The sequence below is a fragment of the Geothrix limicola genome (assembly GCF_030268085.1).
GTDB lineage: Bacteria > Acidobacteriota > Holophagae > Holophagales > Holophagaceae > Geothrix > Geothrix limicola.
Window position 1 is genome coordinate 101,830 of the sequence record NZ_BSDE01000009.1, and the last position, 25,254, is coordinate 127,083.

The 25,254-nt window shown below is 67.5% G+C and carries 20 protein-coding genes and 1 pseudogene; 10 read left to right on the plus strand and 11 right to left on the minus strand.

All coding sequences use genetic code 11. From position 1 onward, the window contains the following. Positions 1–151 precede the first annotated feature (151 nt). The 8 genes and pseudogenes from QSJ34_RS17595 to QSJ34_RS18650 form a co-directional block, all read right to left on the minus strand. Entirely contained in the window at positions 152–2,338 is a 2,187-nt protein-coding gene (locus QSJ34_RS17595; protein WP_285577798.1) for an alpha-galactosidase, read from the minus strand. Positions 2,339–2,611: 273 nt separating this feature from the next. Beyond that, complete coding sequence (locus tag QSJ34_RS17600; RefSeq protein WP_285577800.1) at positions 2,612–4,333, minus strand: glutamine--tRNA ligase/YqeY domain fusion protein; 1,722 nt, start codon at positions 4,331–4,333, stop codon at positions 2,612–2,614. An 84-nt stretch (positions 4,334–4,417) separates the two neighbouring features. Then, entirely contained in the window at positions 4,418–5,611 is a 1,194-nt protein-coding gene (locus tag QSJ34_RS17605) for a PP2C family protein-serine/threonine phosphatase (protein ID WP_285577802.1), read from the minus strand. Further along, positions 5,601–7,346, minus strand: a complete 1,746-nt coding sequence (locus tag QSJ34_RS17610) for a [Fe-Fe] hydrogenase large subunit C-terminal domain-containing protein (protein ID WP_285577804.1) — start codon at positions 7,344–7,346, stop codon at positions 5,601–5,603. Before QSJ34_RS17610 ends, QSJ34_RS17605 begins: the two co-directional genes overlap by 11 nt. A 184-nt stretch (positions 7,347–7,530) precedes the next feature. After that, a complete protein-coding gene (gene proC / locus QSJ34_RS17615; RefSeq protein ID WP_285577806.1) occupies positions 7,531–8,346 on the minus strand; it encodes a pyrroline-5-carboxylate reductase in 816 nt (271 codons plus the stop codon). Positions 8,347–8,643: 297 nt separating this feature from the next. Continuing rightward, positions 8,644–8,988 (minus strand): hypothetical protein, encoded by a 345-nt coding sequence (locus QSJ34_RS17620; protein ID WP_285577808.1) that lies wholly within the window; start codon positions 8,986–8,988, stop codon positions 8,644–8,646. Positions 8,989–9,004: 16 nt separating this feature from the next. After that, positions 9,005–10,489, minus strand: a complete 1,485-nt coding sequence (gene gltX, locus QSJ34_RS17625; RefSeq protein WP_285577809.1) for a glutamate--tRNA ligase — start codon at positions 10,487–10,489, stop codon at positions 9,005–9,007. A gap of 397 nt (positions 10,490–10,886) precedes the next feature. After that, positions 10,887–11,459: pseudogene (locus QSJ34_RS18650) on the minus strand (GTP-binding protein); the annotation flags it as partial. 133 nt (positions 11,460–11,592) lie between these two features. Here QSJ34_RS18650 and QSJ34_RS17635 point away from each other — a divergent pair. The 4 genes from QSJ34_RS17635 to dcd all read left to right on the plus strand — a co-directional run bounded on the left by QSJ34_RS17635 (position 11,593) and on the right by dcd (position 14,111). Further along, the gene (locus tag QSJ34_RS17635) at positions 11,593–12,624 is read left to right on the plus strand and encodes an FHA domain-containing protein (RefSeq protein WP_285577812.1); all 1,032 of its coding nucleotides are present in this window, start codon (positions 11,593–11,595) and stop codon (positions 12,622–12,624) included. 66 nt (positions 12,625–12,690) lie between these two features. Then, complete coding sequence (locus QSJ34_RS17640; RefSeq protein WP_285577814.1) at positions 12,691–13,113, plus strand: hypothetical protein; 423 nt, start codon at positions 12,691–12,693, stop codon at positions 13,111–13,113. A gap of 93 nt (positions 13,114–13,206) precedes the next feature. Next, complete coding sequence (locus QSJ34_RS17645) at positions 13,207–13,578, plus strand: DUF2752 domain-containing protein (RefSeq protein WP_285577816.1); 372 nt, start codon at positions 13,207–13,209, stop codon at positions 13,576–13,578. Further along, positions 13,575–14,111 (plus strand): dCTP deaminase, encoded by a 537-nt coding sequence (dcd, locus tag QSJ34_RS17650; RefSeq protein ID WP_285577818.1) that lies wholly within the window; start codon positions 13,575–13,577, stop codon positions 14,109–14,111. The genes QSJ34_RS17645 and dcd overlap by 4 nt, the downstream gene beginning before the upstream one ends. 16 nt (positions 14,112–14,127) lie before the next feature. On the opposite strand, the gene QSJ34_RS17655 is transcribed toward dcd, so the two are convergent. The 3 genes from QSJ34_RS17655 to QSJ34_RS17665 all read right to left on the minus strand — a co-directional run bounded on the left by QSJ34_RS17655 (position 14,128) and on the right by QSJ34_RS17665 (position 16,586). Continuing rightward, the gene (locus tag QSJ34_RS17655; RefSeq protein ID WP_285577819.1) at positions 14,128–14,511 is read right to left on the minus strand and encodes a DUF2752 domain-containing protein; all 384 of its coding nucleotides are present in this window, start codon (positions 14,509–14,511) and stop codon (positions 14,128–14,130) included. Further along, positions 14,483–14,851 (minus strand): NINE protein, encoded by a 369-nt coding sequence (locus QSJ34_RS17660; RefSeq protein ID WP_285577821.1) that lies wholly within the window; start codon positions 14,849–14,851, stop codon positions 14,483–14,485. Before QSJ34_RS17660 ends, QSJ34_RS17655 begins: the two co-directional genes overlap by 29 nt. 118 nt (positions 14,852–14,969) lie before the next feature. Beyond that, positions 14,970–16,586, minus strand: a complete 1,617-nt coding sequence (locus QSJ34_RS17665; RefSeq protein ID WP_285577824.1) for an adenylate/guanylate cyclase domain-containing protein — start codon at positions 16,584–16,586, stop codon at positions 14,970–14,972. 98 nt (positions 16,587–16,684) lie between these two features. On the opposite strand from QSJ34_RS17665, the gene rimO reads away from it, so the two are divergent. The 6 genes from rimO to QSJ34_RS17695 all read left to right on the plus strand — a co-directional run bounded on the left by rimO (position 16,685) and on the right by QSJ34_RS17695 (position 25,252). Continuing rightward, the gene (gene rimO, locus QSJ34_RS17670; RefSeq protein WP_285577826.1) at positions 16,685–18,064 is read left to right on the plus strand and encodes a 30S ribosomal protein S12 methylthiotransferase RimO; all 1,380 of its coding nucleotides are present in this window, start codon (positions 16,685–16,687) and stop codon (positions 18,062–18,064) included. A gap of 101 nt (positions 18,065–18,165) precedes the next feature. Next, a complete protein-coding gene (locus QSJ34_RS17675) occupies positions 18,166–19,110 on the plus strand; it encodes an energy transducer TonB (RefSeq protein ID WP_285577828.1) in 945 nt (314 codons plus the stop codon). Between the two features lie 68 nt (positions 19,111–19,178). After that, entirely contained in the window at positions 19,179–21,356 is a 2,178-nt protein-coding gene (locus QSJ34_RS17680) for a DUF5916 domain-containing protein (RefSeq protein WP_285577830.1), read from the plus strand. A 26-nt stretch (positions 21,357–21,382) separates the two neighbouring features. After that, complete coding sequence (locus QSJ34_RS17685; protein WP_285577833.1) at positions 21,383–22,051, plus strand: ABC transporter ATP-binding protein; 669 nt, start codon at positions 21,383–21,385, stop codon at positions 22,049–22,051. Beyond that, entirely contained in the window at positions 22,048–23,292 is a 1,245-nt protein-coding gene (locus QSJ34_RS17690) for an ABC transporter permease (protein ID WP_285577835.1), read from the plus strand. Before QSJ34_RS17685 ends, QSJ34_RS17690 begins: the two co-directional genes overlap by 4 nt. Before the next feature lie 172 nt (positions 23,293–23,464). Then, positions 23,465–25,252, plus strand: a complete 1,788-nt coding sequence (locus tag QSJ34_RS17695) for a CHASE2 domain-containing protein (RefSeq protein ID WP_285577906.1) — start codon at positions 23,465–23,467, stop codon at positions 25,250–25,252. The last annotated feature ends 2 nt before the right edge of the window (positions 25,253–25,254 follow it).

Below are 25,254 nucleotides of genomic sequence, written 5' to 3' on the forward strand. Positions count from 1 at the left end.
CATCGAGACTAGCAGAGCCGCGGGCTTGCGGACACGGCGGGAAACCTCCCGGGGACCGCCGATGCGATCTGAGTCACAGGGACCAAGACGGGCCGAGGCCCGGAAAATCCGGGCCTCGGCGAAGTAGGGACCCTTCCAGGGCCCCCGGGATCTACTTCCGAAGGGGCAGAGCCTCGAAGACCAGCACCTCGAAGGGCCTCAGCACAACCTTCACGGGCTTGTAGGGGTTCTGGGCCCCCACCAGCTCCTTGAGCTCCCGCTGCTTGAAGGCGGCCTTGACGGCGTAGGCGTCCGCCGCGCCCTCGGGCAGCTCCAGGGCCTTGGCCAGGTCCAGGGTGAAGGTCTGGGCCTCGGAACTCGGGTTCCGCAGGGTCAGGATGCCCTTTTCGGGCGACCAGGAGGCCCACCCGTAGACCTCCAGCTTGCGGGGGTTCCCACCGACCCAGTGGGTGTCCACCAGGGTCGCCGCGTTGGCCCGCGACCACTTGGCCCCCTCGGCCAGGGCGTCCCAGTCCTCTGGCTGGAGCAGCTCGTGGGAGATGTACATCTCCTGCAGCTGGGTGCCCGATCCGAAGTAGCTGCGCACCTCGTGGGTGAAGGCCTTGCCTGGGTCCGCATTGAGGCCGCGGGCGCCCTTGGCGTAGAGGATGCCGTGGAGCATGAGCGAATTCAGCGGGTAGAGCGGCCCGGCGCTCACGATGCGCTCGAAGGTGTCGGCATCGCGGTAGGTGATCCAACGTTCGCGATCCGAACCGGCGCCCTCGAAGCTGTGGTCCTCCCCGCCCCGCCAGATGGAATCGCAGATGGGCAGCCAGAAGGGCGAGGGCCAGGTGCCCGTCGTGAGGTTGATGAAGAGGCCCGGCTTGGCCTGCCGCAGATCCTGGATCAGCGAGATGGCGGCCTCAAAGTCGCTACCGAAGCGGCTGCCGGGCATGACGGCGTTGATGCTGCCGGTGCCATCCAGCTTGAAGTGGTTGATGCCGTACTTGGTCACCATCTCCAGGCAGGCCTTGTGGAAGCTTTCGTAGTACTTCGGTCCCGACAGGGCGAAGAGCCGGCCGTACTCGGGATCGGCCTCCCAGGGATCCGACACCACCTCGTAGCCCGCAGCCTGGCCGCTCTTGCGCCGCGCCACGCGGGGCGGACCGTAGCCGCCCCAAGGCGAGAGCCAGACGCCGGGCTCGGCGCCGGCCTTCTCCGCGGCCTCCTTCACGGCCGTGAAGCCCCGGGGGAAGCCCTTGTGGAAGACCCATTGGCCTCCCTTGGAGGTGTCGTCCCAGCCGTCGTCGAAGAGGAAGGAATCCAGCTTCACGCCGCGCTTCTGGACCAGCTCCGCGTCGAAGGCCTTCACGACCTTCAGGCAATCCTTTTCGTCGTAGGGCGTGAAATAGCCGATGTCGTACCACGAGTTGTAGTGCAAAAACGTGCGGTAGGCGTGGGCCCGCTCGCGTTCGACGTAGTAGAGGAAGCCCCGCCGCAGCTGGCCCTGGGGCACCACGCCGAGTACCGAGGAGGCCTGGAAAGTCTTCCCCTTCTGGATCGGCAGCGAAAGGTCCAGCCAGCTGGTGGCATGGGCCTTGCCCCAGCGCGGCTCGAGCCCCTTGGATTCGGCCACCGCATGGTACTGATCCGAAGCCAGCGAGCCCTCGTCGCTGCCCGGGGCGGGGATTACCTTCGGCGCCCCGCCCGCCTCGATTTGAGTCACGGACATGGGATGCTCGAAGCCCGTGAACAGCGTTCCTGCCACCACCGGAGATCCGTTCACCTGCCCCGTGACATCCGCCCCGCGCAGCCAGTGATCCACCATCACGAGCCTGGCCAGATCGGCGTCGCCCTTCAGCGGCTGGATGAGGATCTCTTGCCGGATGTAGTTCGATCCGTCCCGCAGCGTGGCCTTCCATTCGACGCGGAGGGAATCATCGGTCGACATCAGCACCGCCGATACCTGCTGGCCGGGGATGCGGCCCGCCTCGCCCACGGCGCCGGGCTGGGCCGCGAGGGTCCGGACCTTGAAGCTGGACGCCTTCATGCGGCTCGCCTTCAGGCGGGTGCCGTCGTGGAACTCCAGCACGAAGGCTTCCTTCGCGGGTTCCAGATCCCGGCCCGACAGCTTGTCCTTGAGGGTCGCAGGCACGAGCCGGCCGCCGAAGATCGCCCAGGAGGCGGACAGGGCGTGGTTCGACAGGGACAAGTATTGGCCCGCCGTTTCGGCCGCCACGGCCTTCCCCGGGTTGGGCCCCGGGAAGTCCATGCCCAGGGCCACCCGGGCGCTGCCCAGGATGAGCCCCAAGGCAAGGCTGGAAAGCAATCGAGATGTTTTTATTGAGTAGTCGATCATTTTGTCTCCGTCCGACTCGCTGCCACAGGTTAGCCGGGTCCGGGCGGGAGAAACAGTCGCGAATGGTGCTTTGAATGAAAAGCTTTTAACCGCGAATGGCGCGAATGGAGAACTGAGGTTGGAAATTCCGCTTTTCCATTCGCGTGCCCGGAGGGTGATTCGCGGCTTCACGTCCCTACTGCTTGGCCTCGATCTTCGACCTCCCGACCGCCGGGTGACGCAGGAGGCTCCTGCGGAGCCTTCGAAGTCGGGACCCGGCGAGGAGGGAATCACCTACTGCTTGGCCTCGATCTTGCTCCAGCTGTCCTTCAGCCCCACCGTCCGGTTGAACACGGGCTTCCCGGGCCGGCTGTCCGGATCCACCGAGAAGTAGCCGGTGCGCTCGAACTGGAAGCGCTCGCCGGGGCGGGCTTCCGCGAGGCTGGGTTCGAGGGCGGCTTCGGCGAGCACCTCGAGGCTACCCGGGTTCAGGAGGGCCTTCCAGTCCTGCCCTTCGGGCACATCCATGGGATCTTCCTGCGCGAAGAGCGGTTCATAGAGGCGCACCTCGGCCTTCACGGCGTGGGCGGCGCTCACCCAGTGGAGCGTGCCCTTCACCTTGCGGCCGTCCGGCGCGTTGCCGCCCTTGCTGGCGGGGTCCCACTCGCAGCGCAGCTCCACCACGTTTCCGGCGGCGTCCTTGAGGACCTCCCGGCAGGTCACGAGGCAGGCGCCACGCAGACGCACCTCGGCGCCCGGAGCCAGGCGGAACCACTTCTTCGGCGCCTCCTCGCGGAAGTCGTCCTGGTCGATGAAGAGCTCCCGCGTGAAGGGCAGCTTGCGGGTGCCCATCGCCGCATCCTCGGGATGGTTGGCCACCTCCACCTCGAAGGCGTCGGCGTCACTCATGTTGGTGATGACGACCTTGAGCGGGCGCAGCACGGCCATGCGGCGGGGGGCGCGCTTCTCCAGATCCTCGCGGATGCAGAACTCCAGCAGACCCACGTCGGCCACCATGTCGCGCTTGGCCACGCCCACCTTTTCGGCGAAGGCCCGCACGGATTCGGGCGTGTAGCCCCGGCGCCTCAGCCCGCAGATGGTGGGCATGCGCGGATCGTCCCAGCCGCTCACGATGCCGTCCTGCACCAGCTGCAGCAGGCGGCGCTTGCTCATCACGGTGTAGGTGAGGTTGAGGCGGGCGAATTCGATCTGGCGCGGCAGAGGCCGCTGGAAGAATTTCCCTTCGACGTCCTGCTCCAGGAACCAGTCGTAGAGCGGCCGGTGGTCGGAGAATTCGAGCGTGCAGATGGAGTGGGTGATCGTTTCGATGGCATCCGACACGCCGTGGGCGTAGTCGTACATGGGGTAGATGCACCAGGCGTCGCCCGTGCGGTGGTGGTGGGCGCGGCGGATGCGGTACATGAGCGGGTCGCGCAGGTTCATGTTGCCGGCCTGCATGTCGATCTTGGCGCGCAGGACGCGCGAGCCGTCCTCGAACTCGCCCGCCTTCATGCGGCGGAACAGGTCCAGGTTCTCCTCGGGGCTGCGGTCCCGGGTGGGACTCGGTTTCCCGGGCACGTGGAAGTTGCCGCGGTACTCGCGGATCTCCGCCTCGCTCAGGTCGCAGACATAGGCCTTGCCCTGCTGGATGAGGTACTCGGCGTAGTCGTACATGAACTGGAAGTAGTCCGAGGCGTAGTGCTCGCCCTTCCACTGGAAGCCCAGCCACTGGACGTCCTCGCGGATGGAATCCACGTATTCCACGTCCTCCTTCACCGGATTGGTGTCGTCGAAGCGCAGGTTCGTGGCGCCGCCGTAGGCCTTCGCCAGGCCGAAATTCAGGCAGATGCTCTTGGCGTGGCCGATGTGCAGGTAGCCGTTGGGCTCCGGCGGAAACCGCGTGAGCAGCCGCCCCCCGTGCTTGCCCGAAGCGCGGTCCGCCTCGACGATCTCCTCGATGAAGTGGAGACTCCTGGTTTCAGGATTGGGTTCGGGGGTGGGCAGTTCAGCGGACATCGGGGCTCACAGGTGGCAAACATCTAAGATACCCCGGCGCTTGCGCCTCCCACAAAACCAATTGAAACCAGAGCGAAAGCTCCCTCAGACGAACTGCACCCGGACCTCCTTCAGGAACTTCTCGCTCAGCACCCGCTGGATGCGTTTCAGGATGTTGCGCCGGATGTCGAGGTCCTGGGGGAAGCTGGGGTCCTGAAGGGCGTCGTTGATCTTGGTGCCTGCCACGATGTGGATGACGTCGCTGTCCAGCAGGACGCCCGCCAGCAGGGTGGCGGCGTTGGGCTGGAGCCATTCCGGATGCTCGTGCTCCCCCAGCAGCCGGGCGGCGGCGGCCAGCGTGAGGGCGCCTTCGGTCACCAGGTCGAAACCCTCCAGGCTGGAGACCGGCGGCAGATGGGGATCCAGGTCCCGCAGGTTCATCTGCAGCGGCAGTCCCAGCTCGCGGCTGAGGATGGCCGCAGTGGTGCCGCCGCAGATGACCTTCCGACCCGGGAAGCTCCGCGCGAGCTTGGCCAGGTCCCTGTCCACGGCCCGGTCCACCGGGGCCCCCGTGAAGAGCATCACCTCCCGCGGCTTGCGGAGGTAGATCACCCCACAGCTGATATCGTCCTTCGCGGCGTGCCCATCCAGCGCCAGGGCCTGTTTCGTCACGGCCTGGGCCAATTGGCGAGCGGAGATGCCGGGCTGCTGCTTGAGCAGTCCATGCAGGAAGGCCGCCAGGGCCGGGCTGCCCCAGCCCAGCGGGGTGGACCGTTGGCCCGCGCCGGCCTGGGTGACGCCGTCGGAACACATGACGATGCGATCCCCCGGCCGGGTCTGGAACCGCGCCTCCCGGAGGACCGCGTCCCGGGCCGTGGGCGTCGGCAGGCGGTGCTCCTGGTACGGCACGGCCTGCGCGTCCCCCCCGCGGATCAGAAGGAAGGGCGGGTTGTCGTATTCCACGATGCGCGTCTCGCCCCGCCGATCCATGTCCACGAGGGTGAAGGTGGAGTAGGCGATCTTGCGCTCGCTGCAGACCGGCAGGGTTTCCAGGATCGTGCGGGCCGCCCGGACGATGTCGGCGTCCTCGGCCGCGTAGCGCGCCGCCATGGTGGCCGTGAGGTTGGCCAGGACCGCGGCCTTGATGCCGCTGCCCAGGCCGTCCGCCAGCACCGAAACCACCCGCGACCCGCCCTCCAGCTTCCGGGACTGGAAGACGTCCCCGCAGGCCGACTGCCCGGTCTTCTTCTCCTGGGCATGATCGAGCTCGATGACGAAGGGCGGTGCACTAGTGCTCACGGGGGGCTTCCTCGTCGGGCGCCGGTCCGCCCAGGGGCGAGGGCGCGAGGCGGAAGGACGAGGACAGCGATTCGAGCATCATCTCCGTCTCCGCCGCGTTCTCTCCCAAAAGAAAAGCGATCTGCTGGACGGTGCTGACGTTCTTGCGGATCACCTCCTGGGCCTGCTGGAGCACCTGCTCCCGCCGCACCGCGGGTTCGGTGATGTCCTGGAGGATGCCGCCGACGACGCGCCCCGGCTGGACCGTGAAGACGGTGAGCCGCAGGATGCGGTCGCCCATGCGCACTTCCTTGCGCAGCGCGTCGACCGTCTGCTCCAGCCCCTTGGTGAAGGGGGCCCGCAGCTCCGGGGCGATCCTGGCCAGGTCGGCGCCGCCCAGGCCGGGCTTGGCGTCGAAGATGTCCGGCACGTCCCCGCCCAGGGTCTCCGCGAAACGCCGGTTGCATTCGATGATGGCCAGGCGCTCGTCCGCGAGCACCACGCCCGCGGGCATGGAGCGGATCAGGGCATTGGCCTTGTCCATGGCCAGGTTCCGCATGTGGGAGACGCACATGTTCGGCTCGCCGCGGCCTTCCAGGAGCGCCTCCGCCAGGTGACGGCAGCGGTCATAGCCGCAGCCTCCGCAGTTGAGTTCGTCTTCGGGGCAGGCCTTGCCCAGGCGCAGCAGGGCCCCGGCCAGCGCCTCGGGCGCGTGGCTGAACCGGGGCACGGGATGGGCCGAGGTCACGGCGGCCAGGGAGAGCGCGGGTTCCCGGAGGGGTTCTTCGGGTTCCGAGGCGTGGCTCATCACCTGCAGCCACTTCAGGGCGGTGCCGCAGGCCTTCGAGGCCTGGGGCCCGTTCACGCAGCCGCCTTGGCAGGCCAGCAGTTCCAGGAAGAGGGTCTGCGGGATCGCACGGCCCGGCAGATCCTGGATGGCCGCCTGCAGCGAAGGGATGCCGGAGAAGGTCATGAACGTGGCATCGACGCCCTTCCCGCGGGAAGCGATGCTCTGATTCATGCCGCCCTCCGTGGGATAGCGCGCGCCATCCCGCGCTCCCCGGGGCAGGAAGACATCCGCTTCGCCCACCGGCTCGGACGTCTCATCGATGCCCCGTTCGTCCAGCCACTGGCGAAGGTCGGCGAAGGTGAGCGCCACATCGAGCAGGTCCGGATGCGCGTCGGCCTCCAGTTTCTTGGCGATGCAGGGGCCGATGAAGACGATGCCGACCTCTTCGCCGTATTCCCGCTGGAGCAGCTTGCAATGCGCCAGCAGCGGCGACATCAGCCCCATGAGCGAGGGGATCTGGTCGCAGTGGTACCGCCGGATCAGCTCCACCACCGTGGGACAGGCCGTGGAGAAGTAGACGCCCGGGCCGCCCTTCGCCAGGGCCTGCGCGCAGGCCGCGGATACTTCCTCCGCGCCCAGGGCCGTTTCGGAGACCGCCCAGAAGCCCAGCTCCTTAAGGGCGTGGATGAGCCGGCTCGGCTCCAGGTCGGGGAATTCCGCCCGGAAGGAGGGCGCCAGACTCACCACCACCTTCGCCTTGCGCTTGAGCAGCAGCCGCGCCTGACCCAGATCGTCGCGGACCTTCTTGGCCCCCACGGGGCAGACGTTCACGCAGGTGCCGCAGTAGATGCAGCGATCCGGCATGACGGCCGCGCTGTCGTCCACCACCTGGATCGCCTTGACGGGACAGGCCCGCAGGCACTTGTAGCAGTCCTGGCAGCGGGCCTTCTCGGTGTAGATCGGCATCTGGGAATTCATCGGGACCCGCCCGGCCCAGTCGCTTCCGCGGTGACGGGGTTCAGGTCGGGGGGCTCCCAGGGATCCACGATGATCCTCCGATACGTCCAGGCAGGGCGGCCGACTCAGCGGCGCCGCTGGGGTCATTAATCACGACCATTGTATCAGCTATCGTTCGAACGGGCGCTAAACCTCAGCCCAGGCCCGCCGCCACCTGGGTCGCGCGTTCGATGCCCCGGGCGACGACGGAGCGGATGCGGCCGTCTTCGAGGGCCAGCAGGCCGGCGATGGTGCAGCCGGCGGGGGTGGTGACCTCGTCCTTGAGGGCCGCGGGATGGCGGCCCGTCTCCAGCACCATGGAGGCGGCACCCAGGGTCATCTGGGCGGCGAGCTCGACGGCCACGGCCCGGGGCAGGCCGCACTGGACGCCGCCCTCGGCGAGGGATTCGAGGATGACGAAGACGAAGGCCGGGCCGCTGGCGCTGAGGCCGGTGACGGCGTCCATGTGCTTCTCGTCCAGATCCATGACGCGGCCCAGGGGTTCGAAGAGAGCCCGGGCCGTGGCCAGTTGGGCCTCGCTGACGCCCTTGCCCGGGGCCAGCACGGTCATGCCCTTGCGGATGGAGCAGGGCGTGTTGGGCATGGCGCGCACGAGGGGCGTGCCCTCGGGTGTGTGGGCATCGAGGAAGGCGAGCGTCGTGCCCGCGGCGATCGATACCACCAGGGGCTTGTGATCCAGAGCCCCCGCCGCCGTCAGCCCGGCCAGCAGATCCTTCAGGTCCTTCGGCTTCACGCAGAGCAACACCACCTCGGCGGCCTTGACGGCGGCCTCGGCATCCTTGGACAGCCCGATGCCGAGTGCCTCGGCGCGGACCTTCGCGTGGGCCGGATGGCAGTCGGCGGCCTGGATTTGCTGGGCCGGGTAGCCCGAGGCTTCCACGAGGCCGGCGCAGATGGCCTGGCCCATGGTGCCGAAGCCGATGATGGCGAGCTTGGGATGCTGGTTCACGGGTGCCCCCTAAAACAAAAACCCCGCCGGATGCGGCGGGGGGATGTCGAAACCTGGATCCAGGTCAGCGGCTGCAGCTCCCCCCCGCACGCAAGGTGCTAGGGCGCGGGTGCACGGCCGAGAAGCGGATCATGCAACCAGCATAGCGGGAACCCAGAAAAAGAAGAGTTGAAACCGCGAATGACGCGAATGGACGCGAATAAAAACACAACAAAACAATGGAAGCACCTTCCGGCTTTCATTCGCGCGCCCGCAGGGCGATTCGCGCCATTCGCGGTTCCAGCTTTTTTGAAGTGGCTACTGGTCCCGCCCCTGGCCCAGGGTCCACCAGGCGCAGTCGGCCAGGTCGGAGACGACGAAGCCCTTGTGCAGTTCGGAAATCTTCTGGAAGTGGGTGGCGACGGGTGTGTGGAAGCCGGTCGTGACTTCGCCCGGGCCCGATTTCACGCCGAAGTAGAAATCGGATTGCTCGAGGCCGAGGCGCTGGATCGTTTCCTGGAGCGCCTTCCGGTGGTCGAAGCCCTCGGGAATGCCCTGGATCACCTGGACGGTCTCATCGGCGAGGATGGTCGGCGCGTAGGCCGCCGTGCCCTGGTCCTCCAGCACCGCGAGGGTGAGATGGGTGAACTCCTGCAGATCCATCAATGCCGCCTATCCCTCACAGCCAGCGTTCCAGGCGCGCCAGCACCTCGTCCCGGCCCACGAGCATGAGCGTGTCATAGATGCCGGGGCTGACGGGCTTGCCGCAGAGGGCCACGCGCAGGGCCTGGGCAAGATCCTTGGTCTTGAGGCCGTGGCGCTCGAGGATGGCGTTGAAGCCCGCCTCCAGCCCCTCGTGGCTGTAGTCCGTCAGGCCCGCCAGATCGCGGAGGGCAAGCTTGGCGACGGGCGTCATGAACTTCTCCACGGCCTTCTCGTCGAAGGCGGCGGGCCGCTCGAAGGCGAAGCGCAGGGCCTCGGCCATGTCGGTGAGCGACTTGCCCTTTTGCGTGCATTGGATGGCCTGGGCCTTCCAGACGTCAGATTTGGCCTCCCAGGCCCCCTTGGAAACCTCCATGACGAAGGGGCGCAGATGCGGCTCCAGCTCCTGCCAGGTGGACCGCTGGATGAGCTTCTGGTTCAGCCACTGCAGCTTGTCCATGTCGAAGCGCGCGGCGCTCTTCTGGCAGTCCGCCAGATCGAAGAGCTGGATCATCTGCTCGTCCGTGAGCAATTCTTCTTCGGCGCTTTCCACGGCCTTGCCGTCGATCTTGGGTGTCCACGAGAGACGCGCCAGGGCCAGGCGCACGGCGGAGGGCAGCAGGCCCATGGCCTGGTACTCGGTGATACTGGTGGCGCCGTGGCGCTTGCTCAGCTTGGCGCCGTCGGCCCCGAGGATCATGGGCACGTGGGCGAAGGCCGGCAGGTCGTAGCCGAAGGCCGCGAAGAGGGGGATCTGCTTGGGCGTGTTGTTGAGATGGTCGTCGCCGCGGATGACGTGGGTCACCTGCATGTGCGTGTCGTCGACCACCACGCAGAAGTTGTAGGTGGGCACGCCGATCTCGCCGGGACCGTCGCCGGTGCGGGCGATGATCCAGTCATCGAGGCTGTCGGCTGGAAATCGCGTGTCGCCCTTGATGAGGTCGGGCACGACGATGTCGCCGGATTCGGGCATGCGGAAGCGGATGGCGGCGGGTTGGCTGGCGTCGTGGTGGGCGGCGGCACAGCCCTTCCCGGCGTCCAGGCCGCGGTTGTACTGGAAGACCTTGCCGGCGGCTTCCACCGTCTTGCGGCGCTCCTCGATGGCCTCGCGGGAGCAGCGGCAGCGGTAGGCGAGGTTCTTGTCCAGCAGCTCCTGGATCTTGGCCTTGTAGAGGTCCATGCGCTGCATCTGGCGGTAGGGGCCGTGGGGACCCTTCCACTGGCTGGCGTCGCCCACCACCGGGCCCTCGTCCCAGTCCAGGCCGCACCAGGCCATGCCTTCTTCGATGATGCGGATGTTGTCGTCGGTGCTGCGGGAGAGGTCCGTGTCCTCGATGCGCAGGATGAAGCGTCCCCCGTGCTTGCGGGCGAAGAGCCAGCAGAAGAGGGCCGTGCGGACCCCGCCGATGTGGAGCATGCCGGTGGGGGATGGGGCGAAGCGGGTGACGATCTGGCGGGACATGGTGGGGCCTCGAGTCCAAACCTCCAGTTTGCCTCAAGCGCGCGGACTGCGTCCGCGCGATCACGAAAAACGCGCGGCGTTTTTCGCCCTACTTGATGTAGAGCTTCAGCCGGATCTCCACGGGCGAATCGCCGCTGAAGAGGCTGCGGTCCAGCACCACGGGCACTTCCACCACGCTGCTGTGGGGCATGTGGGTGGCCACGGGGGCATGGGCCGGCTGTCCGGGCTGGGCGGGCTCGGTGGGGATCTCCTCGATCTCTTCCAGCAGTTCACCGGCGGACAGCTCCTCGACCTCCAGGGGCCGGGTGGATTCGGCCGACGGGGCCGGAGGGGGAGGCGGGGCGCCACCCAGCAGGACCGGGGGCTCCTCCACCACGCCGCCACCGTATTTCTCCGCCAGGCTCTTGAGCACCAGCTTGGCAACGCCCGTGAGGGTCTCCTTGACCCCTTCGCCCCGCATGGCGCAGGCCTCGAAGGTGGGGGCCCCGTAGAGGTTGATCTCCCGATTCAGCTGGTCCACCGGCAGGGCGTTGGGCGTGTCCCGCTTGTTCCACTGGATCACGTGGGGGATCTTCTCCAGGTCGGCCCCCTGGTCCTTCAGGTTGCTGATGAGGTTCTGGAAGCTCTCCTTGTTGCTTTCGAGGGCCGGGGCCTGGGAGTCGGCCACGAAGACGACGGCATCGGCCCCGCGCAGCACCAGCTTCCGGGTGGCGTCATAGAAGACCTGACCGGGGACGGTGTAGAGCTGGATGCGGGTCTTCATCCCGCGGATGGTGCCGAGTTCGATGGGCAGGAAGTCGAAGAAGAGGGTGCGGTCCGTCTGGGTGGCCAGGGAGAGCATCTTGCCGCGGCCGTCGCCGGGCAGCGTGTCGTAGACATGCTGGAGGTTGGTCGTCTTCCCACACAGGCCAGGGCCGTAATAAACGATCTTGGCCGTCAATTCCTTGGTGGCCGCGTTGAAAAGCACCATGCCTGCACCCTAAGTCTTGGGGGAAGAGTGGCGGGTCCGCATCAGCCCGTCAAGAAAGAACCGAGATCCACGGACTATTCGCACCCACCCCGGTGCGCTACACTTCCGCCCATCCCACATCCTGAGGATTTCCATGGCCAAACTGCTTGTCCACGAAAGCGCAGGCGCCCGAGAATTCGAAATCATCGATAACGAAGTCCACATGGGGCGCGAGCTGGACAACACCCTCCGGCTGCCCGATCCCAGCATCAGCCGCCACCACTGCGTGATCCGCAAGCTGGGCGGCGGCTTCGAGATCCAGGACCTGCAAAGCAGCAACGGCGTGCTCGTGAACGGCAACCGGGTGCAGTCCTCGCCCCTGCGCGACGGCGACCGCATCACCCTCGGCCAGGTGCAGCTCACCTTCCAGGATCCCCATCCCGAAGTCGCGGCCACCGTGGCCATCAACATCCAGGACGCCCCGGTCCCCTCGGGCACCGTGCGCATGTCCGCCGAGGACCTGGCGGCCATCCACGTCGGCAAGCCCGCCGGCGGCGGCGAAGGCCCCTTCCCCGTGCAGGATCAGAACGCCACGGGCCCCGTGGCCGTCCCCGCACCCGCCACGCCCGTCACCCCGCCCCTTCCCCCCGCCACTCCACCCGTTGCTCCGCCGCCCGCGCCCAAGCCCGTGACGCCCGCGCCGGCCTCAGCGCCCGCGGCCGACGGCCCCATGCCCGCCTTCCTCGCCGCCTACCTGCCCCCCATCCCCGACGACGCCCAGCCCATCGGGGAGCGGGGCGACTTCTTCACCCGTCTGGTGGCGGTGATCATCGACGTCGTGCCCTTCATCGTCCTCTACATCGCCGTCTTCGTGCTCGGCGTCATCGTGCCCTTCCTCGGCTGCATCGTCTTCCCCCTGCTGGGCCTGGCGGGCCTCGCCTACAGCTTCCTCTTCATCCCCTACTGCGAAAGCCACTACGGCGGCAGCATCGGCAAGAAGCTGATGAAGCTGCGCATCGTGCCCGAGGACAACCCCCTCGGCCGCATCGATTTCGGCACCGCCATCCTGCGCCGCGTGGGCCACATCCTCAACTTCACGATCCTCTACCTCCTCGTGTTCGGCAGCGAGCGCAAGCACGTCGGCGACATGATCAGCAAATCCGTCTGCATCAAGGTCGACCGCTGACATCACGTTGATGCCGCGTCGATGCCGCCCTGACCCGCGGCTCCCGCCGCTTGCGAAAGGAATCCCATGAACTTCGAACAGGACGGCTCCCGCCGCGCGGCCCTTGACCAGCTGAAGGGTCCCGCCATCGCGCTCATCGTCACCGCCGCCATCGGCATCGCGCTCCAGCTGTTCTCGCTGCTGGGCCACATGATGGGTACGGCCTTCCCCATGGCCATGCGCGGCTACGGCGACAATGCGCGCATGGCCCAGCTGATGGGCGGGGGCATCGGCATGGCCATGGCCGTCGTCGGCATCGCCTTCGGTGTGGTGGTCCTGATGGGCGCCCTGAAGATGAAGGATGCCCGCAGCTACGGATTCGCCATGACCGCCGCCATCCTCGCCATGGTGCCCTGCCTCTCGCCTTGCTGCTGCCTGGGCCTGCCCTTCGGCATCTGGGCCCTCGTCATCCTCGTGAAGCCCGAGGTCAAGGGCGCCTTCCAGGCCTAGGCCTTGGCGGAGATGGCTCCTTTCCATGAGCACCGCGCCGGGAGAGCGTTCCTGCTTCCCCGTGGCGCGACGCTCATGGCGGGGATTTGCGCCTTGGTCCTGGCCCTGAGCCGCCTGCTTCCCCCGGACGGCCTTCCCAGCTTCGGGGGCTTGGACATCTGCGCCTTCCATGCCGTCACGGGCCTGCCCTGCCCAGGCTGCGGGCTCACCCGTGCCTTCGTGGCCCTGGCCCACGGGCAGGTCCACGAAGCCTGGACCCTGCACCCCTTCGCCTTCCCCCTCTTCGCCCTCTGCCTGGCCGGACTCGGTGCCCCCTGGCTGCCGTCCCCCCTCCTCACGGGACCCCGTTTCACCCGGGCCCTGCGCCGGGCCGCCCTCGCCCTGGTCCTCGCGCTCACGGCCTTCGGCAGCGTCCGCATGCTGCGGGCCGTCATCCATCCCACGCCCCAGTGGAGCCCGCCATGATCCTCACCGGCAAGCAGATCCTCGAGGCGAAGGCGGATGGTCGCATCCGCATCGAACCCTGGCAGGGCAGCCAGCTCAACCCCAACAGCTACAACCTGCGGCTCGGCGAGGACCTGGCGGTCTACACCGAGCACGAACTCGACATGGCGAAACCCAATGGCATCGAGTTCCTGAAGATCCCCGCCGAGGGCCTGCTGCTGCAGCCGGGGAAGCTCTACCTCGGCCGCACGCTCGAATACACCGAGACCCGCGGCATGGTGCCCATGCTGGAGGGGCGCAGCAGCGTGGGACGCCTGGGGCTCTTCGTGCACGTCACCGCGGGCTTCGGCGACATCGGCTTCTGCGGCTACTGGACCCTGGAGATCAGCTGCATCCAGCCCGTGCGCATCTATGCGGGCGTGGCCATCTGCCAGATCTTCTACCACACCGTCAGCGGCGAGTACGACAGCTACGAATCGGGCAAGTACCAGCGGAACTCGGGCATCCAGCCGTCCATGCTGTGGAAGGACTTCATCAAGGAATCGGACCGCTGACGAGGGCCCCTGCCCCTCAGGGACCCGGAAGCAATCCGAGCATCCGGCCGATGGCATAGGCCGACCACAGCGCGACGCCCAGGATCTTCACCATCGACGGGATGGGCCGCAGCCGCCCCGCCAGGCTCAGTCCGAGGCCCAGGCCCACCAGCACCAGGGCCGGCGCTCCGAGCGCGTGGAAGTGCAGCGACATGCCGATCTGGCCCCGCGCCAGGGCCGCCCAGGACCGGGTGAGCCCGCAGGTGGGACACAGCAGCCCCGTCAGCCGGTGAAACAGGCAGAGGTCCGGCAGGGCCTCCCAGCCTGCGACCGGGACGAGCCCCACCAGCAACAGGGCCCCCCCGAACAGCAGGAGGGCCAGAGATCGGGAACTACTTGCGAAGAGGGAGTCCGTCCGCATCTTTGACGTTGTTCAGGGCGATCAGGATGAAGTCGATCAGGGCCCAGACGCCGCATCCACCGAGGGTGAGGAGCTTGGCCACGCCGAGACCGGTCTGTCCGAGGTAGAACCGGTCGATGCCCAGCCCGCCGAGGAAGAAAGAAATCAGCAGGGCGACGATCCATTCCTTTTCGGAGAAGACGCCGGTCAGTTCCTTGGCCGGGAACCACTGGCCGCCCTCCTTCCGGAGCAGGGTGGAGCCCTTGATCTGGCCGGATCGGGCCATCAGCTGAAGGTCCGTGAAGGGCACTGGCCCCTGCTCGGTCCCGAACTGCTGAATGAAGAACTGGTCTGAGCTCACGGAATCTCCCTTGGGGTGTTGATGTGATATGTGACCATGTCATCACCAACTTAGCCAGCAGTCAAACCGATGCCGCGCTCCAAGAGCGGCCATGTTCGAGAGCCCTGTTGGCTGGGATTCAACCCATGCCGTGGATCGCCGTGTCCGAATCCTGGGACCACACCACCTCGTAGGGCTTCACGTCCTGTTCGATGCCCTTGAGGGAGAAGGCCGCGAGCTGGCGCAGGCTTTCCTTGCCCACGAGCTCCGCGGTGCGGGGGCCGACGACGATCTGGCCGGGCTTGGCCACGCCGCTTTCCAGACGGGAGGCCAGGTTCACGGTGCTGCCCATGACGGTGTAGTCCATGCGCTTCTCGCAGCCGATGTCGCCCGCGAAGGCCTCGCCGCTGTTGATGCCGATGCGCATCCTCAGTTCGGGGTAACCCTCGGGCCTTGCCGAATTGAGGGCGTAGAGGGTCTTCTGCATGGCGACGGCCGCCTCCAGCGCGTGGCGCGCGTGGTCGGGGTCGGGGTTGGGCGCGCCGAAGAAGGCCATGATGGCGTCGCCGATGTACTTGTCCAGCGTGCCGCCCCGGCTGAAGATCTGATCGGTCATGGCCTCGAAGGTGCGGTTGAGTATGCCTGCGAGCACCAGCGGCTCCATGCCCTCGCTCATGCGCGTGAAGCCCGAGATGTCGGCGAAGAGCACGCTGATCTGGCAGCGCTGGGCCTGCAGGGCCGGGGCCTCCTTGCTCTGGCTGGACTTCAGGATCTGATCCACCACCGCCGGGCTGTGGTAGCGCTCGAGGCGCTGACGGAACTTGGCCTCGCGCTCGCGCTGGATGCCCACGGCGGCGAAGTTGGCCATGGCGCTGAGCAGGTGTTCGTCCTCGCGTTTGAAGCCACCCTTGTTCAGGCTCGTCTCCAGGTAGATCACGCCCAGGGCCTGCTCTTCCACGATGAGGGGCGCGCAGAGGGCCGAGGTGATGCCGTGGATCTTGATGCTCTCGCCCGCGCTGAAGCGGGGATCCATGCGGGCGTCCGTCGTGAGGATGGCCACGCGGTTGTCCATGGCCGTGCGGGCGATGGTGCGGCTGATGGGGTTGGTGTGCACCCCGGGCTGCTCCTCCCAGATCAGTTCGGGCACCAGTTCGCCCCCGGCGTCGGCCAGCAGGATGAAGCCGCGCTGGCAGGGGATCTGGGCCGTCACGAGGCCCATCACCGATTCCAGCAGCTCGGTCAGTCCCGCCGCCCGCAGCAGGGTGCCCGCCATGCTCGCCAGGCGCTGGAAGAGCGTGACCGCTTCGCCCGCAGGGTGTTGGCCGCTGGCCTGGGCCAGCATGGCCTCCAGGCTGGCGTGGGGCACGAGGATGGAGCCCGACGCGTCGAAGGCGCGGTCCTCCAGGGAAATCTTCGAAATGGCCGCCTTGGGCGCCAGGTCCAGGTTCAGGCCCGTCGGCGCCGCCGCGCCGCCCTCGGGAACCCACATCACCATGGCCTCGCCCAGCAGCACCGTGTCACCCGGGTGCAGGGGCATGGGTTCGGTCAGCGCCGCGCCGTTGAGCGTGGTGCCGTTGAGGGACTTCATGTCCATCACGTAGGGCTGGCCGCCCTTCAGGAAGATCCGGGCATGGACGCGGCTGACGGCATTGGCCTGGATCCGGATCGTCGCCTGGTCGCCCCGGCCGACGGTGATGCCTTCTTCCGTGAGGGTCACAGGGTGCAGGGCACCATCAACCTGGAGGGTGAGTTTCATGGCAGATCCGGAGGGGCGTTGAGTTTAACACGCGCTGCTGACTTCATCGGCCGCCCGTTGTATTCTATGAGGTTCACCCTGCGGGGTATGGAGTGCCTTTGACCAAAGTCGGTTTCATGTCCCTGGGATGCCCCAAGAACCTCGTGGATTCCGAGGTGATGCTGGGCCATCTGCGCCTCAAGGGCTACCAGATCACCCCGGTGCTGGAGGAGGCCCAGGTGCTCGTGGTGAACACCTGCGGCTTCATCGACGCCGCCAAGCAGGAGAGCGTCGAAGCCATCCTGCAGGCCGCCTCCATGAAGCAGGAGGGCGCCTGCGAAAAGCTCATCGTGGCGGGCTGCCTGGTGGAGCGCTACCGGGACGACCTCATGGCCGAGATGCCCGAGATCGACGCCTGCCTGGGCACCCGGGACATCGAGCAGATCGCCGAGATCATCGGCGCCGGCGCCAGCTTCGAGCTGAACCCCAACCCCGACTACCTCTACACCGAAGCCAGCCCCCGCATGCTGACCACCCCCAAGGCCAGCGCCTACCTCAAGATCAGCGAGGGCTGCGATCATGCCTGCGCCTTCTGCGTCATCCCCCAGTTGCGGGGCAGCCAGCGCAGCCGCAGCGTCGAAAGCGTCGTGAATGAAGCCAAGAACCTCGTGGCCCAGGGCGTGCTCGAGATCAGCCTCGTGGGCCAGGACACGACGGACTATGGCCGCGACTTCGGCGATCCCGACGCGCTGGAAAAGCTCGTGCGCGCCCTCGGGCATGTGGAAGGCCTGCGCTGGTTCCGCGTCCACTACGCCTATCCCAACCGCCTCACGGACGGCCTCCTGCACGCCATGGCGGAAACCCCCAACTGCGCGCGCTACCTCGACATGCCCCTGCAGCATGCGGATGCCGGCATCCTCAAGGCCATGGCCCGGGGCGGCAGCCGCGCCTCCTTCCTGAAGCTCATCGAAAAGGTGCGCCGCATCGTGCCGGGCATCGCCATCCGTTCGAATTTCATCGTGGGTTTCCCCGGTGAGGACGAGGCCGCCTTCGAAGAACTGAAGGCCTTCGTGAAGGAAGCCCGCTTCGAACACGTGGGCGTCTTCACCTACAGCCCCGAAGAGGGCACCTCGGCCTACGGCTTGGGTGACCCCATCCAGAAACGCACGAAGGAATCCCGCAAGCGCCGCCTCCTGGAGCTGCAGCAGAAGATCGCCCGCGAAAAGAACCAGGAGCTGGTGGGCCAGGTCATCGATGTGCTGGTGGAAGGCGCCCACGAGGAGACCGACCTCATCGTGAAGGGCCGCCACGCGGGCCAGGCCCCGGACATCGATGGCAACGTGCTGCTGGTGGACGGCGCCCCCCAGGTGAACACCATCCAGCGCGTGCGCATCGTGAAGGCCCACGCCTACGACCTCATCGGCGAAGTGGAAGAGGGCGGCCTCGAAGCGAGCACCGCGGCTTACGAGCAGGCATTCCGGGCCCGCAGACAGGCCTGACCGAACCTCGAGCATGCAAACGTCCACCTCCAACGAGGAGGCGCCGAGCCGCACCCTAATTGCGTCTATTGACGCTGGAGATGAGCAGCTGTTTTGCTAACATGGCCTTCGAACCTGAAATCAATCGTGCCATTTGTTTCGGAGAGCCCATGAGATGCCTCCTTCCGGTTGTCTGGACCCTGGCCCAGGCCCAGACCCCAGCGATGCCGGCCCTGACGCCGCCGACGACATCTCCGCAAGCAGCCACGCCTGCACCGGTGGCACTGGCGCCTGTCCAGATCGTCCTGGACGAGGTGTCCCTCAAGGGTGGCAAATTCAAATCCAAGATGGACAAGGCGAGCCTTCTGAAAGCCCTGACCGACATGTTCCAGCAGGCCGGATTCACGGTGCTTCCAAGCTCAGGATCAATTCCGCCCAACGCCCTTCAGATGCGTTTTTTGGTCGCAGCGATTCATGATCGTTACGACCGAGTGGCCTTTCAGGTGTCTGGGCGAGCCAGCGAGGGGAAGAATGCCAAGGTGAACGAGAACCTCCCAGGGCAGCCCCAGCGTATCTGGTTCGCCAACATCACTGCCGCTCGCAGCGGGATCGATGAGGGGGTTTCGGAAATCCATGCCACCCTGGCCGCCTTCGCCACCAACTTCTACAAATGGACCAGCTTCGCGCTGAACCGGCCCTATGCGAATGTGGTCTTCCCGATGACCTTCCCACCGGCCCCCGAAGCCACCCGGATCAATCCATCCGAGTTCCACAACTGGAGTTCGGTGAAGATCAAATCCGATGGTTACCGTCCCCCATGGCCGGTGGAAGCCCTGGAACGCCGAACCGCCGGCAACGTCCTCGTGGAACTGCTGGTGGGCGAAGATGGAAAGCCCATGCGCGCCTACATCAAACAGGGACCCCCGGAGCTTTACCTGCATGCCATCCAATGGGCGATGGGGTACGAATTCGAGCCTGCCATTGTGGATGGAAAACCGGTTAAAGCGAAATTCCTCTTCAATATGACCTACCAGCAGAGCGACCTGGAGCGCTTCAGCATCCGTTGAGGGATCCACCCTCTAAACCGATCTGCGAAAGTCCTCGTAGGCATGGAAATCACCCTTTTGGGGAACCCATGCGTCATCCGGCCCTCGCGCTTGCTTGTCTTCCCCTGCTCGCCTCCCAGTCCCCCAATCCGCCCCACGTCGCCATTCCGCGGCTAGCGCAGGCACCTTCGATGGCGCGGGATGCGGATCTTTCCACCTGGGCCGGTGCCCTGGAGATCCGGGAGTGGGGCATGATCATGCCCGATGACAAGGGTGAGAACCGCTGGCCCACCACCGTCCACGTGGGCTGGGGTCCCGACGCCCTCTACATCGCCATCGAGGCCAAGGATCCCGAGCCTGCGAAGATCCACGCCGCCCGCCACATGCGCGACACCAACAGCGGTGACTTCGACTTCGTCGGCGTGGACCTCGATCCCTCGGGCAAGGGGCAGAGCATCATCCGGCTCTTCGTGACGCCCCTCGGCGGGCAGATCGATGAGATCGGCTCGGACAGCACGGGGGAGAATTCGTCCTACAATTGCCTCTGGGATTCCACGGGCGTGTTGACCCCGGACGGCTACGTGGTCAAGATGCGCGTGCCCTACAGCAGCCTGCGCCGCAGGCCCGGCGACTGGGCCATGCGCTTCCTGCGCATCATCCCCCGCGAGCGCCGCTACGGCATCTCCTGGCCGCGCATGAGCAAGGATGTGCAGTGCGACATCTGCCAGATGGCCCGCGTGTCCGGCGCCCCGGTGGACCAGCCGGGCTCGCCCTTCCTCTTCATCCCCTTCGCCACCTTCAACCGCACCCAGGATCTCAGCCAGGACCCCAACGCGCCGACCCGGTCGAAGACCCAGCTGGGCGCGGACCTGCGCTATGCCACCACGGAACTCACCTTCGAAGGCACGTACCGCCCCGACTTCGCCACGGCGGACGCAGACGTGGATCCGCTGCAGATCAACAGCCGCTTCAAGGTGTTCTACCCCGAACGGCGGCCCTTCTTCCTCGAAGGCATGGACCTGCTGGGCGTCCAGGGCGCCCAGCGCCAGTTCTTCAGCCGCTCCATCCAGAACCCGCTCTTCGGCGTGAAGGCTTCGGGCCAGGCCTCCTTCGCCAGCTGGAGCGTGCTGCACGCCAAGGATGAGGACGGCGGCCTGCTCCTCGGTGCCAACGGGGCCGTGGGCCTGGATGGCAAAGCCACCCGCGATACGGCGGCGGCCATGAAACTGCAGACGGATGACCGCGGCTCGGGCCTCTCCTTCCTGGGCACCGAAAAGGCCTTGATGGGCGGAACCGGATTCACGGGCGGACAAAGCGGCGGCATCTACCTGGATCAGTACCTGGGCTCTGAATTCCACGTCCTTGGCAGCGCCATGAGCGCCGTGACCCACCTGCCCCAGGCCGACGGCACCCTGTCCTCCCAGCGCGGCACGTCGACGTCTGCCGAACTGGACTGGAACACGCGGAACTGGAACGCCGCCCTCATCAGCCAGGCCACCAGCCCCGATCTGATGCTGCTCTCGGGCTTCACGGATCTTCAGGGCTACCGCCGCCAGACCGCCTCCATCACATGGAAGGAGAACTGGAACGAAGGCCGGCTCTCCCAGGCCAACGCCACCCTGCGGTACCGGCACCTCGCCTGGTGGAACAGCGATCCCCTGGACCGGGCCGTGGGCCTCGACGCCTGGATGGAAACCGCGGGCCGCCTGAGCTTCTTCTTCAACTGGGATGTGGCCGGACGCACCTGGGGCAACGATCACACGCGATCCGTGGCGGCGCGCTCGCTCACCCTCGGCGGCAACTGGAGGCAGCACTCTCCCTTGCAGTTCGGCTGGAACGCCACGCGGGCCCGCACCATCGACCTGTCCTCGGGAGATCCCGCGCGGCTCCAGACGGCCTGGGTGTCCATCTATGGCACCGTCGGCGCCATCTCGTACAACCTCGCCGCCCAGCAGTCCGGCCTCGACCGCGAAGGGGACGACCAGCGCCTCGTGCGCGCCCGCGAACTCACGGCCTCGGGAAGCTGGCAGTTCCCGTACTCCATCTACGTGAAGACCCAGGCCTTCGTCGTGCGCTACGACGGCAGCGAGGCCGAAGGCGTGGACAAGTTCCTCAAGGGCTTTCTGGGCTGGCAACCCAACGCCTTCACCAACGCCTACATCGGCTGGTCGGGCCAGCGGCGCCGGGATCCCGGGGCCATCCTGCCCTCCGAACGCATGATCGAACGCGGGCTCTTCGCGAAGCTGGCCTACGCCATGCAGTTCTGATCCGGGCAGATCGCTACACTGATCGGATGCTGGAATTCCGCAACCTGACCCGCGCCTACGAACTCGGCGGCGAGCGCGCCGGCGTATTCGACGTATCGCTGCAGGTTCCGAAGGGCTGCCTGGCGGTGCTGGCGGGGCCCAGCGGCAGCGGCAAGACCACCCTCCTTCAACTGGCGGGCCTGCTGGACACGCCCGATGAAGGCGAGGTCCTCCTCGACGGCGAATCCGTGTCCACCTTGCCCGAAAGGGCCCGCTGCGACCTGCGGCTGCGGCGGATGGGCTTCGTGTTCCAGGCCTTCAACCTCGTCCCCGTGCTGTCGGCCCTGGAGAACGTGATGCTGCCCCTCCAGTTCCAGGGCACGCCCGAAACCGAAGCGCGGCAGCGGGCCGAGATGGCCCTCGACCGCGTGGGCCTCGCCGACCGGCGCCACCACCGGCCCGGACAGCTGAGCGGCGGCCAGCAGCAGCGTGCCGCCATCGCCCGCGCCCTGGCCCCGGATCCGCTGCTGGTGCTCGCCGACGAACCCACCGCCAGCCTGGATCACGCCCACGGCGGCCCCCTCATGGACCTCATGGCCGAGCTGGCCACCGAGCGCGGCGTCACCTTCCTCGTCGCCAGCCACGACCCCGCCGTCATCGCCCGGGCCCATCAGGTCTTCCGTCTCAGGGACGGGCGGCTGGCGGAGGCCTCATGATCCTCGCCCGCCTCGCCCTCCGGAACCTGCTGCGCCAGCGGCGGCGCACGGCGCTCACCCTCATGGTGGTGGTGGCGGGCTTTCTCGCACTCAGCCTGGCGGGGGGCTTCATGGCCCAGACCTTCCAGGGGCTGTCTGATGGCGCCATCCGCGGCGGCCTCGGCCACCTGCAGGTGATGCCGCCGGGCGCGATGGATGGCGATGAGGCTCAGAGTCTGGAAAAGGCCCTGCCGGATGGGGAAGCCCTGGCGGCGCGGCTCCGTCTGGACTCCGCCGTGGCCGAAGTGCTACCGCGTATCCAGTTCATGGGCCTGCTCAGCAGCGGCCCGAAGAGCGTGGCCTTCCTCGGCACGGCCGTGGATCCGGCCCTGGAGCCCAAGCACATGGCCTGCCTGGAGGCGGTGAAGGCAGGCGCACAGGTGGCGGGCGGCGCGGGTTCGCGCTGGCTTTCCGCCGATCCCGCGGCCCGCGAAGTCATCCTCGGACTCGGTCTGGCCCGGGCCCTCGGCGCCACGGTGGGCTCGCCGCTCACCCTCATGTCCACCACCCGTGATGGCGCGCTGAACGCCGTCGACGTCGAGGTGGTGGGATTGCAGGACCTCGGGCTCCGCGAGCTGAACGACCGCTTCCTCAGCGTCAGCCTCGCCACCGCGAGCCAACTGCTGGACGCCGGGCCGGCGCGGTCGAAGCTGTCCATCGTGCTGAAACGTCCCCAGGACACGGCCACCGAACAATCCCGGCTCCAAGCCCTGCTGCCGGAAACGTCGGTGAAACCCTGGTTCGAGCTGGCCTCCTTCTACCGCCAGGTGAAGCTGCTCTACTTCGCCATCTTCGGTTTCATGGGCCTCGTACTCTTCCTCGTGGTGCTGCTGGCCACGGCGAACACGCTGCTCATGTCCGTGATGGAGCGCGTCCGCGAATTCGGCGTGCTGCGCGCCATGGGCCTGCAGCCCGGCCAATTGCTGAGGCTGCTCCAGTGGGAGGGCGCCTGCCTCGGCCTCATGGGGAGCGCCCTGGGCCTGGCCGCCACGTTGATGTTGCGTGCGGGACTGAACGCCCTGCACCTCCAGATGCCCGCCCCGCCCGGCACCAGCCACGGCTACGAGCTGAACATCCACTTCGTGCCCATGGTCTACCTCATCGTCGCCCTCGGCCTGCAGGCGACCATCCAGGTGAGCGCCCTCTTCCCGGGCCTGAAGGCCGCACGCCTGCGCATCGTCGAAGCCCTGCGGCACGTCTGAAAGGGGATCGTCTGGAGGTGTCGCTTCCACGCGGGGGCCGGACCCTGCCTGTGAATCCTGCCAACCTCTCCGCGGATGCGTCACAATCCCGGAAAGCCGCGTTCCCCCATCGGATCCCGGCCCTTCTTGAGGAGACTCCGCCCTGAAGCTTCTCTGGCCGCTCCTGGCTGCCCTGCTCGCGCTCGCCCTGCACCTGTCGGGCGTGCTGTCGTCGGCGGAACTGCTGGTCCGCGACGCCATGCTCAGGAGCCTGCCGGGCCGGCCGCCTTCGAAGGTGGCGGTGGTGCTCATCGACGAAGCGGCCATCCGATCCGAGGGCCGCTGGCCCTGGAGCCGCGCGCAGATCGCCCATCTGGTCGACCGCATGTTCGCCGCGGGCGCCAAGGGCGTCGCCCTCGACCTCCTGTTGCCCGAAGCCCGGGAAGGCGACGAGGGTCTGGCGCAGGCCTTGAGGCAGGGCCCCTCCGTGCTCGCCGCGGGCCTGGATGATTCTGGCGCCTGGCTGATGCCGAATCGCACGCTCCAGGGCACCCAGCTGGGGCACGTGAGCTTCGACCTGGACCGGGACGGCGTCGTGCGCCGATTTTCGGCGACCAAGCAGATGGGAGGCCGGGTCCTCCCCGCCCTGTCCGTCGCGGCCGCGCGGCTCGGGGACGCGCGCCTTCCCGTGCCCGTCGGCGTGATCCTCCGGCCCGCCTTCCGCACGCGGCCCATCCCGCAGATCAGTGCGGCGGTCCTCCTCGGGTCGGATCGGCTCGGGTCGGATCGGCTCGGGTCGGATCGGCTCGGGTCGGATCGGCCCGGGTCGGAGCTGGAGGCCGCCCTCCGGGATCGCATCGTCTTCCTTGGCACCAGCGCGGCGGGGATCGGCGATCGGTTCGTGTCCCCCATTTCCCAGGGCGGCACGCCCGAACCCGGAGTCCTCGTCGAAGCGATGTCCGCCGAAGCCATCCTGTCGAAGGACCTGCTGCGCACGGCGCCACCGCTGCTCGATGCCCTGCTGGTCTTCGGCCTGGCCCTCCTCGGCAGCTTCCTCCTCGCGTCTCCCAGCCGCATCTCTCCGCTGATCGCCAGCCCCATCCTGCTGGCCCCCCTGATGCTTTCGGCCGGCTCGCTGCACCTCCTGGACCTGGAGCTGGCGCCCCTGGCGGAACTGAGCGCGCTCCTGCTGGTGGGAACCCTGGTGGGCGGATTGCGCGCGCGCCAATCCCGCCGCGCCATGCATGAGGCCCAGCGCCGGATTGCCGAGCTGGAGAGCCTCCAGAGCAGCCTCGCCGACCTCCGTCAACAGGACGCGGAGGCCCGCCGCGTCGTGGCCCACGAGCTGAAGACCCCGCTGACCTCCGTCAGGGGCCTGGCCCAGCTCCTGGCCCAGTTCGATCTCTCCGGGCCGGAGCGGAACCGCGTCGCGCAGATGGTGGTCACCGAAACCGCCCGGCTCGCCGAAATGGTGGACGCCCTGCTCGACCTGGAGCGCCTTCGCCTCAGGGACTTCGGCCAAGACGCGCGGATCCTGGATCTGTCCGCCCTCTGCCTCGCGCGGGCCGGGTACCTCCGCGCGGGCACCGAGCGGAACATCGAGGTCGACGTGGAGGCGGACCTGCGGGTCCTGGGCGACCAGGCCCTTCTCGAGCGGGTCCTCGAGAACCTCGTGTCCAACGCCTTCAAGTTCTCGCCCGCAGGATCGCCCGTCCGGCTGAGCCTCCGGTCGGAAGGATCGATGGCCCGGCTCGAGGTGGAGGACCAGGGGCCCGGGGTGCCTGTGCAGGAGCGCGGCGCCATCTTCGGCCGCTTCGCCCGGGGCAGCGCCCAGGGGATGGCGCCGGGCCTCGGCCTCGGCCTGGCCCTGGTTGCCGATGTGGTGGCCTGGCACGGCGGCACCGTGACGGTGGAAGCTGGCGCCGAGGGCGGAAGCCTCTTCCGGGTTAGACTCCCGCTGATCCCGGGAAATGCCGATTGAGG